Origin of the sequence: Bacteroides sp. AM54-2NS (genome assembly GCF_003602935.1) — a bacterium.
Classification (GTDB): Bacteria; Bacteroidota; Bacteroidia; order Bacteroidales; family Bacteroidaceae; genus Bacteroides; species Bacteroides xylanisolvens.
This window is the reverse complement of sequence record NZ_QTMZ01000002.1, coordinates 1-16,577: the sequence shown is the minus strand read 5'-3', so window position 1 is coordinate 16,577 and position 16,577 is coordinate 1. Positions and strand designations below refer to the sequence as shown.

7 protein-coding genes and 3 pseudogenes are annotated in these 16,577 nt (G+C 38.8%); all 10 read right to left on the bottom strand.

Annotation, left to right across the window (positions count from 1 at the left end; all coding sequences use genetic code 11):
- Positions 1-6: 6 nt before the first annotated feature.
- The 10 genes and pseudogenes from DXA05_RS01110 to DXA05_RS01065 all read right to left on the bottom strand — a co-directional run bounded on the left by DXA05_RS01110 (position 7) and on the right by DXA05_RS01065 (position 16,311).
- Positions 7-1,440, bottom strand: a complete 1,434-nt coding sequence (locus DXA05_RS01110; protein ID WP_004308395.1) for a calcineurin-like phosphoesterase C-terminal domain-containing protein — start codon at positions 1,438-1,440, stop codon at positions 7-9.
- A 22-nt stretch (positions 1,441-1,462) separates the two neighbouring features.
- Positions 1,463-2,864 (bottom strand): annotated as a pseudogene (locus tag DXA05_RS28270) (alpha amylase family protein).
- 53 nt (positions 2,865-2,917) lie between these two features.
- Positions 2,918-3,916, bottom strand: a complete 999-nt coding sequence (locus tag DXA05_RS01100; RefSeq protein WP_008644146.1) for a phosphodiester glycosidase family protein — start codon at positions 3,914-3,916, stop codon at positions 2,918-2,920.
- Positions 3,917-4,010: 94 nt separating this feature from the next.
- Entirely contained in the window at positions 4,011-5,708 is a 1,698-nt protein-coding gene (locus DXA05_RS01095; RefSeq protein WP_004308394.1) for a DUF5018 domain-containing protein, read from the bottom strand.
- 18 nt (positions 5,709-5,726) lie between these two features.
- Entirely contained in the window at positions 5,727-7,388 is a 1,662-nt protein-coding gene (locus DXA05_RS01090) for a RagB/SusD family nutrient uptake outer membrane protein (RefSeq protein ID WP_004297563.1), read from the bottom strand.
- A gap of 18 nt (positions 7,389-7,406) precedes the next feature.
- Positions 7,407-10,631 carry a TonB-dependent receptor gene (locus tag DXA05_RS01085; protein ID WP_004319081.1) on the bottom strand — a complete coding sequence of 1,075 codons (3,225 nt, stop codon included), beginning with the start codon at positions 10,629-10,631 and terminating at the stop codon, positions 7,407-7,409.
- 52 nt (positions 10,632-10,683) lie between these two features.
- On the bottom strand, positions 10,684-11,847 hold the full coding sequence (locus DXA05_RS01080) for an AGE family epimerase/isomerase (protein ID WP_008651671.1): 1,164 nt from the start codon (positions 11,845-11,847) through the stop codon (positions 10,684-10,686).
- Positions 11,848-11,887: 40 nt separating this feature from the next.
- Positions 11,888-13,290, bottom strand: a pseudogene (locus tag DXA05_RS01075) (sugar porter family MFS transporter).
- Between the two features lie 5 nt (positions 13,291-13,295).
- Positions 13,296-14,393 carry a DUF4434 domain-containing protein gene (locus DXA05_RS01070; protein WP_004311470.1) on the bottom strand — a complete coding sequence of 366 codons (1,098 nt, stop codon included), beginning with the start codon at positions 14,391-14,393 and terminating at the stop codon, positions 13,296-13,298.
- Positions 14,394-14,437: 44 nt separating this feature from the next.
- Positions 14,438-16,311, bottom strand: a pseudogene (locus tag DXA05_RS01065) (FAD-dependent oxidoreductase).
- Positions 16,312-16,577 lie beyond the last annotated feature (266 nt).

The window sequence follows — 16,577 nt, the reverse complement described above, 5'->3', positions numbered from 1 at the left end:
TGATTCTTATTTGTTTTCGACAGCTTCAGTATACACATTGCCGAAGCGATCTGTTACTTTCACTTCTATTTTAGCATTTTTATTACGGGGAGTAGCATGAAATAGATGTTCGGTAAGAACTGGGGAAATCCATTCATATTTCACCTTTTCTTTGTCAGAACAGATTGCTTTGGCTGCAGGATCATATCCTTTGTAGCGTTGCATTTCTCCCATTCGCTTTCCGTTTTCATACCATTCCACTTTCCACTGTTCATCCCAGTTCCATACGTTAGCAATAATATCGGAAGGGTACTCGTCAGATGATCCGGCCTGATATACATGTAATTGATGCTCTTTCGGGTAGCCTGCACTTTTATATAGCCATTTCACTTGGTTCCCGTCTACTTCATATACCCCATATCCCCTCGGAGTACCATCCACATTAATATCTGCACGCCACCAAGTACCGCATACGGCAGCTGTGTTATGTTCCATTAATGAGTCATTAAAACATACGTTTACATTAAAATGTGTATGTCCGGAAATGATGTGGGCATTATAACCTTCCAATAATTTATATAGTGCAGCTGTATTGACCGTTTCATCTTGATCTAGCGTGTTATATCTTAGCTTCTTCTGAAGACTGGAAGGAATATGCATCACTACAAAGACAAGTTTGTCTTTGGGCACATAAGAGAGGTCTTTCTCCAGCCATTGGAAAGTACGTTCATCAATGTAACCTATATATTGATAATCACGGTTGACATAAAAGCAATTGTCAAGCACGATATAATGAGCATTACCTTTATTTAATGAATAGTAGATAGGACCGAAATAACTTTCGAAAGTGCGATAAGAATATTCAAAAGTACGCCCTCCATACGTCATGTCGTGATTACCAATTGCCCGATAGATGGGAATCTCTAATGATGATACCGTATCTATATAGGAAGGATATAAAGAAGGAGTATCTCCTACGATATCCCCACAATCTATGCCGAATACTTCTTTTTTGCCCATATACGGACGAATATATTCTTTCATATCTTGCAGATATTTAGCATAAGCCTTTACGTCATCTTCGGAAGTAACCTGCGCATCTGCCTGCACCAAAAACAAATGATTGATCTCATTTTGCGGATTTCTTACCAATTCGAAGTCGTAAATATCTTGCTTGGCCGGATTCAGCTTCTGATAGAATAAAGGTATTGTTTGTTCTGTTTTCGGTAAATATCCGGAAGGAGTGGATAAATAAATGAAACGCACATTCCTATTAGGGGGGAGAGTATATTGGCCTTGTTGGTCAGTCAACACACAGTCTATTCCGTCGGTCACTACTACCCCCGGGACTCCTGTCCCATTACAGGTTACTTTCCCGCGAATAGGGTTAGAAGGAATCTGGGCTTGTAAATTCAAGCCCAGACCTATTAATAAAAAGAATTGTAATAAATATATTTTCATAATTAGTTGGTTAGTTCAAACCTCATTCTTCGATAGATTCCAGATATTTATCAAAGCCTGTTTTAAAAGCGTTCCAATAGTCGTATTTCTTAACGTGGCAAAGGTCGAAGGCAAAGAAGCCGTCACTATTACTGATACAAGCATCAATAGCATCCGGAATTTTTGCAGATTGTCCTCCGTCAGTCCATCCGGTACTGTTACCGATATCTGGTCCGCCTGCAAAAGGTACATCTCCTTGTAACAGTTCACGTCCATTCTTACAAAAACCTTCCATGGTCCATTCGCCACTTCCATATATATTGTTCACGGAAGCATAAGCACCCAAAAAGATATAGTCCAAATGGTCCGCATATCCATAATTCTTATAATCGGAAGTAGCCCATTTCGGATAATAAGCGGAGGTGTTGTATTTAGGCTGGCCCAGTTCACGCCTGATGTATAGTATGTTGAATACCAGGCACCAACATAAACTCCAAACTTGATATTGTTATTGACAGATTTAACTTTCTCGCGTGCCTTTACTATGAAATCATGAATAACTTTCGCTCTGAATTCCAACCACTTCTTAAAATAAACAGGCTGGTCAGAAGGTATTTCATCCGTACCGGGTGCCATAATATCTGCCGGGAAGTTTGCTACAGTTTCACCGATGTATCTTCGAACTTCTGTTTGGAAATATCTGAAAAATCGCTTTCTAAGCCATAGTCATCATAACGACAACGATCCAATATGATGCCATCCAAATCATATTTAGCCAAGTCGGCCAACAACTGTAAAACAAAGTTTTGTACATCATCATTAGCGGGATTGAAAAATTTCGCTCCATAATCGGTTTCATCGTCCAACAAATCCATCGTATTGGTTAGCCCGTCAGCTAGATTAGCTACACTAGCCCATCCTTTTTTTGATTCATCACGGAACAAGACTCCATCATGTCCTAAATTATACGGACATAAATAGCCTCCTACAAATGTATTGATAGAAGCATTCACTTTTAATCCTTGTATACGAGCCTCCTCAATAAATGCCTGTAAATAATCCCAAGTTTCCGTCCTTTCATAATAACTATATCCGGAATTACCCCATACATCCATACGTTTCACCTGATCTACAACATTAGTATTGAATAATACATCTCCTGTAGTGGGACGTACATCGACAATAATATCAGTGAATCCTGCCGCTTTTATCTTTTCCATATCTTTGGCTATGTTTTCCTTACTATTGGCATAGTCAGGAAAATTAGCAGCCGCATCAATCCAAATATATCGTGGCTTAGCTTCTGCAACATCCGGCTCGTCCGGCTTTTCTGTCGAATTATCGTTCCACGGCCATCCGGGAATTCCATCAGAATCATCACTACAGGAGGTTATTGTAACTGCTCCCAAGAAAGTCAGTATTAGTATTTTTAGAAATTTTCTCATATCATACTTGTTTTATTAGGTATATACTGCCTGATATATCCGCAGTACATTTTTTATTTAAGAGTGACTACTGATGCTACGGATCTTTCGTCTCCGCTGGAGTCACTTGTCTTGATAGTCTCTTGCCCATTGACTAACATGCAACTGGAACCACCGCCATCCAAATTGATAGCATCCGTACATCCCAGTGTTTTCATGATATTAGCTACATTTTCGGTGGTCATACCGGCAACTCCCGTTGTCATTCCATCTCCTTCACACACAAAAAGAATCATTTTCTTATCATTGGTGATACCAATAGCCGAACGAGGTCTGTTCACCGTGGCGCCAATATCTGATAAAATTTCTTCTTCGTATGTATTCTTTATGTTTCCATCCAACAGAAGTACGGGGCCACCGCCTATTCCTGTTTTAGCATTTAAGACAGTTCCTGTAGACGGAAAATTTTCATTAGGAGTTGTTTCTGATTTTACCGGTGAGGGCTCCGAATACCAATAAGTAACATTGGATAGTGTTGTGTAAGTCCACATTGATTTGAATGAGCCATCATTCATTTCACAGAATGCAGCTAATACAGGATACCAGAATGGACCGTTAGTCCAATCTTCTGCTGTTACATCATTGTTCTTACACACCATTTCACCGTTACGCCATATTAGGCTTAATGACCCCTCATAGAAGAAACCTCCATTGATTACAATTGTGGAGTTGTTCTCTTCATAAAATTCTTTTGGCTTTTTCAATCCAGTCTTTTCTCCTAATACACCAAATGCTGCCTTACTCATATCACCTACCGCAATATAAGCTATCGCTTTTTTGCCTTCCAGTGTTTCTGGTGATTTATATACGTTGATATGTTCAGGCAAGGTTCCATAAGTGCTTTTCACATTGGTCCAGCCTAAATTTACAATATCAGGATTGGCTTCAACAGGTTCAGTTGGAGTCTCCGGCTCCGCCCATGGCCAATCCGGGATATCAGTGTTATCATCACCACATGCTATGAAAAAAGGCAGTAATGATAATAACCATAACATTTTTTTCTTTGTTGACATATAGCTACTCCTTTAAATGATTTACAGATTTCTTTATCCCATATATGATGAATGGGTATTTTCTCATCATATATGAGATAAAGAGATCAATTAATTATTTGTCGATACAATCAAACTCATATCCTCCGATAACCTTACAGTTGTTATCCACGTAGTAAGCACGGAGCTTATATCCATCTGTTGTCGGAGCAAGCAATACATCACCTGTTGCAGCTACACCATCGGATGAATTGTATGAGGAAAGTGAAGGATTGAATGACAGAGCATCTGAAGTAGATATTGTACCAGTGAATGATCCGTCTGACGTTACATCATACATATATAAGCATGGAGTTCCACCCCATTGCGGGAAATGAGCTGTACATACCAATACAAGATATTGTGCATTATTAAAGCTTCTTGTATCCAGACAGTTGTTATTCATTGCCCAAGAATTACCATTGTCGGAGTCTTCCAGAGATTTACTTGCATTATTATTTGTTCCATTCACCCAATAAAGAATGTTAGAATCATAGTATGACAAAAAATAATCACTTTGAGCAGTAGTTCCTTTAGTCACAACTTTAGTGTTTGATGCGGGAGCTCCCCAATTACCTACACCATTCACTGTTACTACTTGAGGACTTCCCAATACACCGTCTGTTATAATCCAACGAACAAACTTATTGGAACCTGAACTGGCTGTTCCGTCACAAGTAGCAATAATAGAGGCATTAGTATTAATATCTCCTTGAACAGACACTTTCGTACCCATATCTAACCCTGTATTATTAGTATAAGTAGTCAATAAAGTTGGAGCAGTCGTAACAGAAGAAGTCTTATAGATTGAGAAAGACTTGCCATTAGTAGCCTTCGTTGCTAATAATATATTTCCCCTACTATCACTTGTCATACATCCTAAAGATGCAACACTCACACTACCCAAAGTTACATTACCAATCTTATTTCCCGTAGATGCATTGTAATATGCAGGAGTTGTGGTACCATCACCCAAGCAAACTACCAGATTATTTCCGGAAACAGCTAAAGAAGGTGCATTTGCTCCAGTCCAAGGTAAGCCGATAACTCCCATATCCAATTTAAATAATTCTGTCTCACTACCTTTTCTATATCCGTAAGGAATCTTATCCGGTACTGCTTTTTGAATAGTATAAGTTTGCTTTGTCACTCCATCGTGAGCAATCACTGTAAGCTCAACAGGTGAATTAAAATTAAGAGGCTCTGTTTTAGGATCCGGTGACATGGTCGCATGAGCCGACAGTGAATAATCTGCCAAGCAAGAAGATAAATCTTCCGCAGAGATTAAAGATACAGTTTTGTGGTCTTCATCAATAATACCTGTAATGTCTTCAGACGGTATTGAGAAACTTAATAACTGACACTTAGTAGACTTAACTCTTTCGCCTGTGATGCAGATTTGTTTCTTATATCCTTGAGCGTCTGTATAAGTGAAATAATTCTCTTTAGTCAGATCGAGAATTGAAAGAACCGGTTCAATAGTACAGTTTGGTGCCAACTTTGCCTGAATCCTCATCGCTTTCATATATTCTGAAGTTTCATTATCACTATTTTCCGGATAATACCATGGCATAGGAATTACATACTTATCTACAGAAGCATCTGCAATAGTATATACCACAGCCTCTTTATCCACGTATGGCCCAGAAGTAAAGAGTGCAGTCAAGCTCGTGATTCCCTGTCTGTCCGCAGTAGGAAGCACATATTCCGGATCCTGGCAAGAACTCGTGAGAGCCAAAATCCCTAATAATAGATATAATATATTCTTTTTCATAATGTTTTCATTTTAGATTTATTGCCATTCTGCATATTGAGTTACCGCACCGTTATTGTCCAACTCTGCCTGTGGCATTGGGAAACGATACATCTTAGTCGGGAAATTACGATCTTTATCATCACATTCTGTATAAATGTAAGTGAAAGACCCATTTGCATTTTTCTCTATTTTCATTCCATGAAGACGAATACCGGTAAATGCTGTCGCAGATAATTTCCAACGACGCATGTCCCAATAATAATGTCCTTCATAAGCAAGTTCTACTTTGCGTTCCTGACGGATGGCTTTCATTAAATCATCCCCACTTTTGTCTGTGTAAGACAATCCCACTCTGTTACGAATATCTTTTATGTCTTTATTTGCCTTATCCGTATAGCCATTCAGATGATAACATGCTTCTGCATGATTCAGTAATACCTCTGCGTAACGAATTTCTGTCCATGGCTGTGTACTGGCTTGTATGGAAGTAAAATTATGAGCTTCATCTACCAGTTTACGTAAATAATACCCGGTAGTAGAACGTCCTTCCGGTTTGGCATCTGTTTTCCATGCAGCCCAACCATCAGTACCGTTTACGAAAGATTCTATCGGTCTGCCTTTCCATGTTGCTCCATTATAGAGAATGGTAGCTTTAAAACGTGGTTCCAATTTGGCATAAGGAGGAGTCGTTGTAGTACCTTCAGCAGTATGCCATGCACTCCAATCGGGGAAGCCACTACCATCTGCATATTCATACGATTCAACCATTTCTTGTGTCGGGGTACCGAATCCTCCGGTCATGGAATTGCCGTCGAGCGCTTTATCACCTCCAGGAACCATATATCCATCAAAGTCATGAGTCACAGTGGAACTCTTATCATAACAATATTGTAGAATGGCTTCTTTGCTTCCTGCTTTAAAGGCATTTGAATAGTCTTCTTTTGCTTCTAATTCATAACCCATTCCCATCACCTTTTCAGCTGCAATACGAGCGTCATCCCATCTTTCCGCATACAACATAGCTCTCGATAACATTGCATAAGCAGCTCCGCTAGTTAAACGTCCGTTAGGAGTTTTATCAACAGGCAAATGTTCACCGGCATATTTTAGATCATTATATACAAAATTCCATCCGTCGGCTTCCGAACTAACTGGCATATCCTTTTTTATATTATCCAGATTCTCATCGTATATAATCACTTCTTTATAACGCTTTAATAAATCTGTATAGAGATACCCTCTGAAGAAACGCATTTCAGCTTCCAAGCGTTCTTCATCAGCCTGACCAAATGAAGCATATTTCTTTAATTTGTTGATACCTTCATTGACACGGCGCACATATTCGTACATCGTCCCCCAGTTGCCAAGGTAAGTACTAACATAATTCACTGTGAGAACAGAACCTCCATAAGCAATTTCACTAGGTATCTGACATTTAGCCATATAATTGTAGGAACCATATTTAAGCTGATCTGTCAGAGCTTCTGTCATTCCTGCCAAACATTGTCCATCCCTGTAGACTCCTAAATAATCTATATAGCGATAGAAATCGTTGACTGCCTGTTCTGCATAGTCGAGTTTACTCCATACAAGTTTATCTGATGCTCTGTCTGTTGGAGTCATGTCCAGATAATCACTACATGAGCCAAGCCCTAAAGAGGCTCCCAACAATATGATACTTAATACTTTTGTTTTCATAATAGAACTTTTAAAGGTTTAGAAAGTCAAAGTTATACCGCCCATAATGGTGCGTTGTTGAGGATAGTATCCGTTATTTACTCCCGGAGATTCAGGATCGATTCCATCAGGAAGACCGGAAATCGTGAATAAATTAGAACCTTCTACATAAATTCTAAGATTCTGAATACCGACAGGACTCATCCATCTCTTGGGGAATGTGTAACCCAATTGTGCGGATTTGAGACGAAGGTATCTACCGTTACGCAACCAGAAAGTGGAAGCTAATCCATTATCTCCTCCGTGTCCTTGATTACCCAGTGTAAGTCGTGGGAATGTTCCATTCGGATTTTCTACTGTATATGCATTCTGAACCAGATATAGTGGTGAGTTGGCTCCTTCTTTAAATGCCTGTGTCCAGACTGTATTATCGTCATATCCATTGTAATAAGTTCCTGTCAACGATACATCAAACAGTGCACCTCCAGTAAATTGTGCACTTAAATCGAATCCATTCCAAGCACAATTCAGGTTCAAACCGTAAGTTAATTCGGGACGATTGCCACGTCCAACACGTGTTCTGTCATCTTCGTCTATTTTACCATCACCATTTAAATCTCTGTATTTGATATCACCGACATTAGGACGAGTGCCATACCAGGCTGAATTGTCTATTTCTTCTTCCGAACGGAATAAGCCATCTGCAACCCACACAACAGAAGCATCAACACTACGTCCTGTGCGTTTTCTCCACTCTACTGTGTTCGGACTATCCGGATAACGGAGATAACGGTTTCTTGCAAATGTCAGATTGAAGCTTGCGCCATAGGAGAATGGCTTACCTGCCAAGTTTAATTTATTACGATGACTCACCGTTACTTCAACGCCTTTGCTATCCACCTTATTATAGTTGGCATAAGTATAATAATATCCTCCCATAGATGGCGGGTAATCGCCTCCCATTGCTGTCAAAATATCATAGGTATAATTATAGAATGCGTCAAACTCCATTCCCAACAGACCATTCCACATCGTAAAGTCAAATCCTGCATTGTAGGTTAAGGTGTTCTCCCAAGTTAGAGTAGGATTGGCAATTACAGAGGCGCGTAATGCTTGCATTACTTTTCCATTCAGAATTGTCTGGTATGCATTTTTGTTACCATCCATCAAATTGTAAGTACTAAGGAAAGCATACGGACTCACTGCATCGTTTCCTAATAAACCGACAGATGCACGTATCTTCATATCATCCAGAAATGTCAGACTAGACATAAAATCTTCTTTAGATATTCTCCACGCTACTGACGCTGACGGGAAGAATGCCCAACGTTTCCCACTAACATTGCCGGCAAATTTGTAAGAACCATCATATCGACCTGTAAACTCTGCCAAATACTTATTGTCATAGTCATATTTCAAACGAAAAACATAACCAATACTACGGTTTGCATCACTGTATCCCGAGATTGGAGAGTCTGCCGGTTGTCCAAAGCTCAATTCCGGTAGTTCAGAGAAACTCATGTTCTTATTATAGCCGGAGAAACTGTTTTCTTTATAATCCCGGATTTCTGCCAATACCATTGCTTCTACATTATGTTTTCCGAAGGAGCTTGCATAGTTTATACTTCCTTGGCCTACCATTTGATGAGAACTATACTGTCCTTCACCTAAATTTATTCCATTTGCTGTGCCGCGAGGATCGTCTGCTTTAGACCAAGTCCAATCTGCTGTCGAAGTCGGCATTTTATGTATATATGTGGAGTAAGGCGTATTCAAATTCTTATTATGAGAAGTTGTATAGTCATAAGCTCCGGTTACTTTTACACTCAAACCTTTAACCCAAGGCACATTGTATTGCAATGAGATGTTGGTCTGCAAATCAAAGCTATTGGTATGCTTGTATCCGGATTCATAAATAGCAGCCAACGGACTGTTGGGCAGACTTGTGTTATTCTGTGTAGTAGCAGTATAAAGTCCGTCATATGTTTCCGGCAAATAGGGATGCATCATTATAGTCTGATGAGCTACTGACAACCAACCTTGTTCACCCAATTCGGAATTAGAATCCGTACCGCCTGAAGCATATCCCGGAGTTTCACGTTTACCGACATTTCCTGCAATACCTAAACTTAACTGGAAGTTCTTAGCCAGTTGGGTCTCAAGATTAGTTCTTAAATTGTATCTCTTGTAAGAGAAATTGTCAATGTTACCTTTTTGACCTAAATAACCCACAGAAGCAAAGTAACGCATCTTATCACTACCTCCCTGTATTGTTACATTGTGTTTCTGATTAATACCGGTTCCGAATACTTTATCAATATAGTTAACATTATCCCATCCGTCAGTAGGATCACCATTCAACATAGCTTCCACATTCGCCTTTGTAAAAACGGGATTATATTGACTAATGTTTGAAATGCTTCCATTAGCCATTTTATCCATCATGTCAGCCATATTATAATAATATGCAAATTGAGGTCCATTCATAAACTGCGGGAAGTTTGCATTCATAGATGCTCCTATTGAACCATTATAAGTGATTTTGGATTTTCCTTCCTGACCTTTTTTTGTAGTTATAATAATAACACCACCGGCTCCTTTTAATCCATAAACAGCTGCAGAAGCTCCATCTTTCAAAACAGATACACTTTCGATATCATTAGGGTCAATATCATTAATAGAACGAGGCATTCCGTCTACTATATAAGTAACATTATAAATAGAGCCACGAACTCGTAATGTAGCCTGATCGTCTCCGGGTTCACCAGATACTTGAACAGATGAAATACCTGGCAAACGTCCACCTAAAAGACTCGACACATTGGTTGCCGGTGCTTTCAGCAGTTCGTCGCCTTTCACCGCAGATACGGCTCCGGTTAAAGATTGCTTCTTGGCAGTACCATATCCTACCACAATCACTTCATCCAAAGCTGCCACATCATCTTTCATAACCACATTAATGGTCGTCTGACCTGCTACCTTTATTTCCTGATCTGACATTCCAACATATGAGAATGATAAAATGTCTTTTGCGGTGGCCTGAATGCTATATTTTCCATTTACATCTGTAATAGTGCCATTAGTAGTTCCTTTTACGACAACACTTACTCCTGGTAGCGGTTCTCCTATACCATCAGTAACAGTTCCTTTCACTAAACTCTGTGCATGACTACTGATAGCACATGCAAATAGCGCGCAGATTGAAAACATAAATATTTTCAATATACGAGAGTTCTTCTTGATTTTTGAGTTAAACTCTGTCATAGAATTAATTTTTAGATTATTAATATAGATTGGTTAACATATCCATTATTGTTTATAGCTGTTCCAATACTTTCCAGCATTGGTATAACCCTCTTGGTACATGGAAACATCCTTTCCATTTTCCTCCTTTGAGTGGTAGTAGCACTTCACCTCTCCGATTTAAGTATCCATACCATTCGGGATGCTCTTTATCTTTAAAATGGGTCCATGTATAATCGTGTACTTTTTCAAACCATTCCAGACATTGGTTATCTCCGGTCAATTGATAACTCTTCAGAAGAGATATGAGTGTTTCAATATGCACCCACCAGAGTTTCTGGTCCCATTCCAGTTGTTGGGGAGGACAACCGTTACGATCCATAAAATAGTAGATACCTCCATATTCTTTATCCCAACCATATTCAAGCATTGTAAGAGTGATATTCTTAGCCTTTTCGATTAATTCCGGACGGTTTAGGCGTTTCCCTAAATCCATTATAAACCACATGGCTTCAATCGCATGGCCAGGGGTAATCTGCCGTCCTTCAAAGCAATCTATCAGATTACCATTCACATCTACATTCTCAACAATGATACCACCAAGTTCGGGACGATAGAAGACAGACATAACTTCATGAATACAAGTATCCATCGCTTGTTCCAAATAGTCCTTGCCTAAAATATGCTCAATTTCCATAGCAAGATTGCATAGTATCATCGGCAGGGCAAAATTTTTTAGATTACGAGTGCCCGGATGAAGTTTATTCCATTTACCTTTCGGATTATCTACTTTGGAAAGGATAATATCGAAGGTTTTCTTGGCAATGTCAGCATATTCCTGATTACCGGTTGCAAGGCTTAATTGCCCGAAAGCCATGGCAGCGAATGTATATGAAAAGATATTGTATGGTTCTACCAATGGTCTACCCAAACGGTCAAGGGAAAAATACCAGTTATAGTCTCCATCATGTCCATATTTTTTTAAAAACTCACCACCTTGAACGGCACAATCCAGCCATTCCTTACGTTTTTCCACTTTATTGTAAAGCATAGAGAACATCCACACTTCGCGGCCTTGCAGCCAGATAAATTTATCTGTATCGAAAACTCTTCCTTCACGATCCAAACAGGTGAAGTAGCCTCCATATTCATGATCTTGTGAGTTTTCAAGCCAGAAAGGAAGAACATTATCCAAGAGTTCATCCTTGTATTGATTTGCCAGTTTCTTAAAATCCATACATCTTTTATTATTAAGTTATTAAGGTCTTTTTGTTTTACTATTCCGAACGGGTCCAATATCTTTCAATCTCTTCCAGCGACTTCCCGGTAGTCTCCGGCACGAGTTTCCAGACAATCAGCATATACGGCACGCACATGAGGGCGAACAGGAAGAATGTTCCGGCGGGGGTAAGGTTCTGGAGCATCCAGGGGGTTAACTGTCCGATCAGGTACGTTCCGATCCACAGAGCGAATCCTGCTATCGACATGGCCAGTCCGCGAACCTTGGTGGGATACATCTCCGAGAGAAGTACGAACACCACGGCACAGATGGATACGGCACAGCAGAATACATAGAACAGGAAGAAAATGAGCAGGAAGAGGCTGGATACTCCCAGGGAATCTCCGAAAAGGAAGTACAGGCCGATGAGAATCAGAGAAACAACCATACCCGAAACTCCATAATAAACCAGCTTCTTGCGGCCCACCTTATCGATGATGACAAGAGCCAGAACCGTGGTCAAAGTATTGACTAGTCCTACCAGAACTTGGTAAAAAAGAGAATCTCCTCCTGAAAGTCCTGCGTTTTCAAAGATAGAAGGGCCATAATAAAGTACTGCGTTCACACCCATAAACTGTCCTAAAATCGCAATACACACACCGATAATAACAGCTTTGAAAATTCCAGGCTTCATCAATAAAGACCATTCCGATTTTGTTTCAGAGGTCAGCACAGATTTCGTTTCATTTAATTGACTTTTCGCTTCTGTAATTGAATTATATATTTTCTCTAATATATTTACAGCTTTCAATTCCTTTCCACGTACGATTAACCAGCGGGGACTTTCCGGAATAAAAAATATGATTATGAAGAATAAGATTGCCGGCAATGTTTCCATACCCAACATACCTCTCCATACTTCAGTTATAAATATTTTATTCAACCAATCCACACTTAATTGCGTACCACTCTCCGCCCATGCCAATAATTGATAGTTAACTAAATAAGCTCCCAAAAAACCAACTGTTACAGCCAACTGATACAATGACACCAAACGTCCTCTATACTGCGCTACAGCTAGTTCTGATATATAAAGAGGAGAAACAATGGACACAACCCCTATTCCTACTCCACCTATAATCCGATAAACTACCAATTGGGCAAAATCGGCTGATAGAGCACATCCTAGAGCTGATGTGGAAAACAACACAGCTGATATAACCATCGTAAGTTTTCTTCCTAACTTATCGCTTAAGATTCCAGCAAAAAGAACACCTACGATAGAGCCTACTAAAGCACATCCTACATACCATCCCTGTTGTAGTGCATCTAATTGAAAAAGTTGAGTCACTTGGGCAATTGTTCCCGATATAACCGCAGTATCATATCCGAACAAGAAGCTCCCAATGCTGCCACAACAGATAGGAATATAAGATAACTAAAATTGATTGTAGACTTCATAACATTTATTTTATTTCAAAATATTCTTTATATCTGTCATATAAATGACCAGCTTGCAGATAGGCTGATTGCGGACTCATAAAATGAGAAAATTCAAAAGTAATAGCCTTATCATATCCGGCACGTTTGGCTGCTTCCAACTTCATCCGAAGTTTATCAAACTTAATGGGTAGAAAACGAATTGGCATATCACGGTCAAAAGATTCGGCATTTGTCCAACATTGCATACCATACTTATCTGCTAATTTTTTATTGACAGAAAAGAACGCATCCAATTCGTCATAATCAATGTGCCCATCTTGAAATGCACATGCATCTACCACATCATGAATTCCATCAAAAATTTCATCCCATTCTTTTTCGTGTTGTTGTACAGAAACGGCATCTTCTCTCGTCATTTTTGTCGTTCCCATGATTGCTTTTTTGCCATCAATCCAAGGAGATATAAAAGTAGGCAATCCATTAGATATATCCTTACATTGTTTTCCTAATGCATGAAAAGCACCAATCGCCCCTTTCGTTGCCCGGCTTATTTCACCACTGATATACCATCCTCCAAAACTTTTATACTTGGAACCATAATTTTCCCAAACTTCATCAATTACATATTTGTTATCTTCCACTTCCCAGGTCATATCCCCTGTGTCCCAGTATTTACCCGAATCGTATAGTCCAAAATAGAATTTCATTCCATACTTTTCAGCTAAACGTAAAAACATATCCACCAAGTCAACGGAAGGCATATAACAACCTTTCTTCAATAAATAAGGAGAAGGAAAAGTGACAAACTTACGATAACCAGAACGGATCATTATTACTGTATCAATTCCTATATTTTTCATGTGCTGAAAATCCAAGTCCCATTCTTTCTCACCCCAGTTCTGATGTGGAATATCATGTGATATTTCATCCAAAAAAGTTCCGGTAATTTTTAAGCCATTGTTTTTAGGAACAATGAGTTTACTTTCCAAACCATCAGTTGCCACTACTGTACTGGCACTAGCTTTTGAAGTACAAGATTCAAACAAAGTTGGTACAGTCAAGGCTGACGCGCCAGCCAATGTGGCTTTTTTTAGAAAGCCTCTTCGATCTAATGTTTTCATATTAGTTTAATTAAAACAGCAGTTAACACTTATATTATTATTACCTATTGAATATATTGCCCTATAATATCTACTTTTTTATTATTGAAAGGATCTAATATCTGATCAATCAAAATTGCCATTTCACTTCTCAAAATATTTCGATTCATATCAAAATCTTTCAAATCAAATTTATCCCAGATCTCTTCTACCCTACCCTCTTTCATCTCAATACCTTCTTTTTCTGCAATCTCTCCTACTAGCTCTGTAGCTTCTGAATTGATATGGTATTATTACCTTCGAATACTTGCTTATTGACAAAAGGATAAACATCACCCAATCCTTTCAACTCATTTGCCAATAATAATGTATCCGCTCTGAACCACATTTGATTTGACCAGTCAACACTTTTACCTATACCTTTTAATATACCTGTAGAGCCGATACGTTGTAGTGACTTAAACATTGGGTGATCTAACTCAACATCTAAATAAGGCAATAAATATCCTTTTCCATCCAAAATCGCATTTTGTACTTCCCGAACAGATACTTCTCTTATATTTTTACCTTCTTTCACCGCAAGAGCTGCTAATGCTCCCGCTGCCTGCCCGATCTGCATAACCATCGGCTGCAAACGAGTGGTACCATTAATTATATTAGAAACAGATATTGATTTTTCAGCAACAATCAATCCTTCAACATCTTTCGGAATCAAAGTTCCTAAAGGTAAACCGTATGACGGTATCGGATGAAAATAAAGATTAGGCAACTCTTCATATCCATGATAACGCGTATGATGATGGTCCACAGGATAATTCCCCACGGCAATACAAGTACGATAAAGAGGTTGAGACTGCCTGAACGGTTCACAAGCATGATTTAAATCAAAACGTACTAGCCCATGGATTCTCCTAGACTCTCTATGGTAAGGAATAAATGGTAATTTGTCGGCTGTAGGATATTCATCATCAGCTAAGCCCAATGTATTAAAACCTAATTCATGTTGCAGAAAATAAACGAAACACATCGTATAATGTTTTGCATATTTCAAGGCTTCTTCACGTTCCTCACGGGTCATTTCAATCAAGTTTACATAATAATCATTGCCTTCTATCGGCCAATTAATCATGTATTTATTATTAGGAAGTTTTCCATAAGTTATCATCATGTCTTTAGACCATACACGATCCGGTTCTTTAGGCATGATACAAACATGACTGGCACAAGCACAAGCAAATTCATCTTTATTATATCCTTCAGGACAAGGAATAGTCACATCTTTACCATAATCTTTCAAGATTGCTACGTATGTAATATCCTGAACTATATTATTTTTCTCTTCCGGAGCAATATCTTCTTTAGTATCATGACGGCTTTCCATACCGACATCATATTTCACCCCGCACATTTTTGCTATATCCCCCAATTCAGTACCATCAATCAATATTTTAGCATGTATTTTTTTAATTGTATTATCTTTCATCTGAATTTGAGCAATCCAAGCATCATTCTCTCTTTCCAGCTTTACCAAAGTAGCATTATGCCATACTTTTAAATTTTTCTCCGCGTCAACCATTTCATGGAAAATTTTATTTCCGACTGAAGGTTCAAACAACACTGCACTCACCCAACCGGTTTTTAGAGAATCAAGCCCTCCATAATAATCTGCCAAATGTCCGCGAAACTCACCAAACAAGCCTGCCGGTAAATCATAGTTTCCGTCAACAGCACTTACACCTGCAGATGTAAGCATTCCACCCAGCCATTCTGTTTCTTCTACTATCAATGTTGCAGCCCCCATTCGAGCAGACTGAATACCAGCAGTCACTCCACTAGCGCCTCCACCAATAATTAGCACATCAACAGAATCATCTGAATGAGAGCATGCCGTAAAACACAAAGCAAATAATAAACACAGACCTAAAAAATAGTTTCTCATACTAAATTCATTTAAGGATATAGAGTTTTATTAATAATATCACGGCACAAATATAGCTATATTTATTAAATAAACAATAGATAATAAATATTTTATTAATAAATCGTTATTCCTCGCATTATTAATTAATAGAGGGGGAATCACGGCACAAATATAGCTATATTTATTAAATAAACAATAGATAATAAATATTTTATTAATAAATCGTTATTCCTCGCATTATTAATTAATAGAGGGGGAATTACCTCACAAATCGTCTTATTTCA

Excerpts from the sequence above, each read along its gene's own strand:
- DXA05_RS01110 (WP_004308395.1), bottom strand. The coding sequence starts at position 1,440 with ATGAAAATATATTTATTACAATTCTTTTTATTAATAGGTCTGGGCTTG.
- DXA05_RS01080 (WP_008651671.1), bottom strand. The coding sequence starts at position 11,847 with ATGGATTTTAAGAAACTGGCAAATCAATACAAGGATGAACTCTTGGAT.
- DXA05_RS01070 (WP_004311470.1), bottom strand. The coding sequence starts at position 14,393 with ATGAAAACATTAGATCGAAGAGGCTTTCTAAAAAAAGCCACATTGGCT.
- DXA05_RS01100 (WP_008644146.1), bottom strand. The coding sequence starts at position 3,916 with ATGTCAACAAAGAAAAAAATGTTATGGTTATTATCATTACTGCCTTTT.
- DXA05_RS01095 (WP_004308394.1), bottom strand. The coding sequence starts at position 5,708 with ATGAAAAAGAATATATTATATCTATTATTAGGGATTTTGGCTCTCACG.
- DXA05_RS01090 (WP_004297563.1), bottom strand. The coding sequence starts at position 7,388 with ATGAAAACAAAAGTATTAAGTATCATATTGTTGGGAGCCTCTTTAGGG.
- DXA05_RS01085 (WP_004319081.1), bottom strand. The coding sequence starts at position 10,631 with ATGACAGAGTTTAACTCAAAAATCAAGAAGAACTCTCGTATATTGAAA.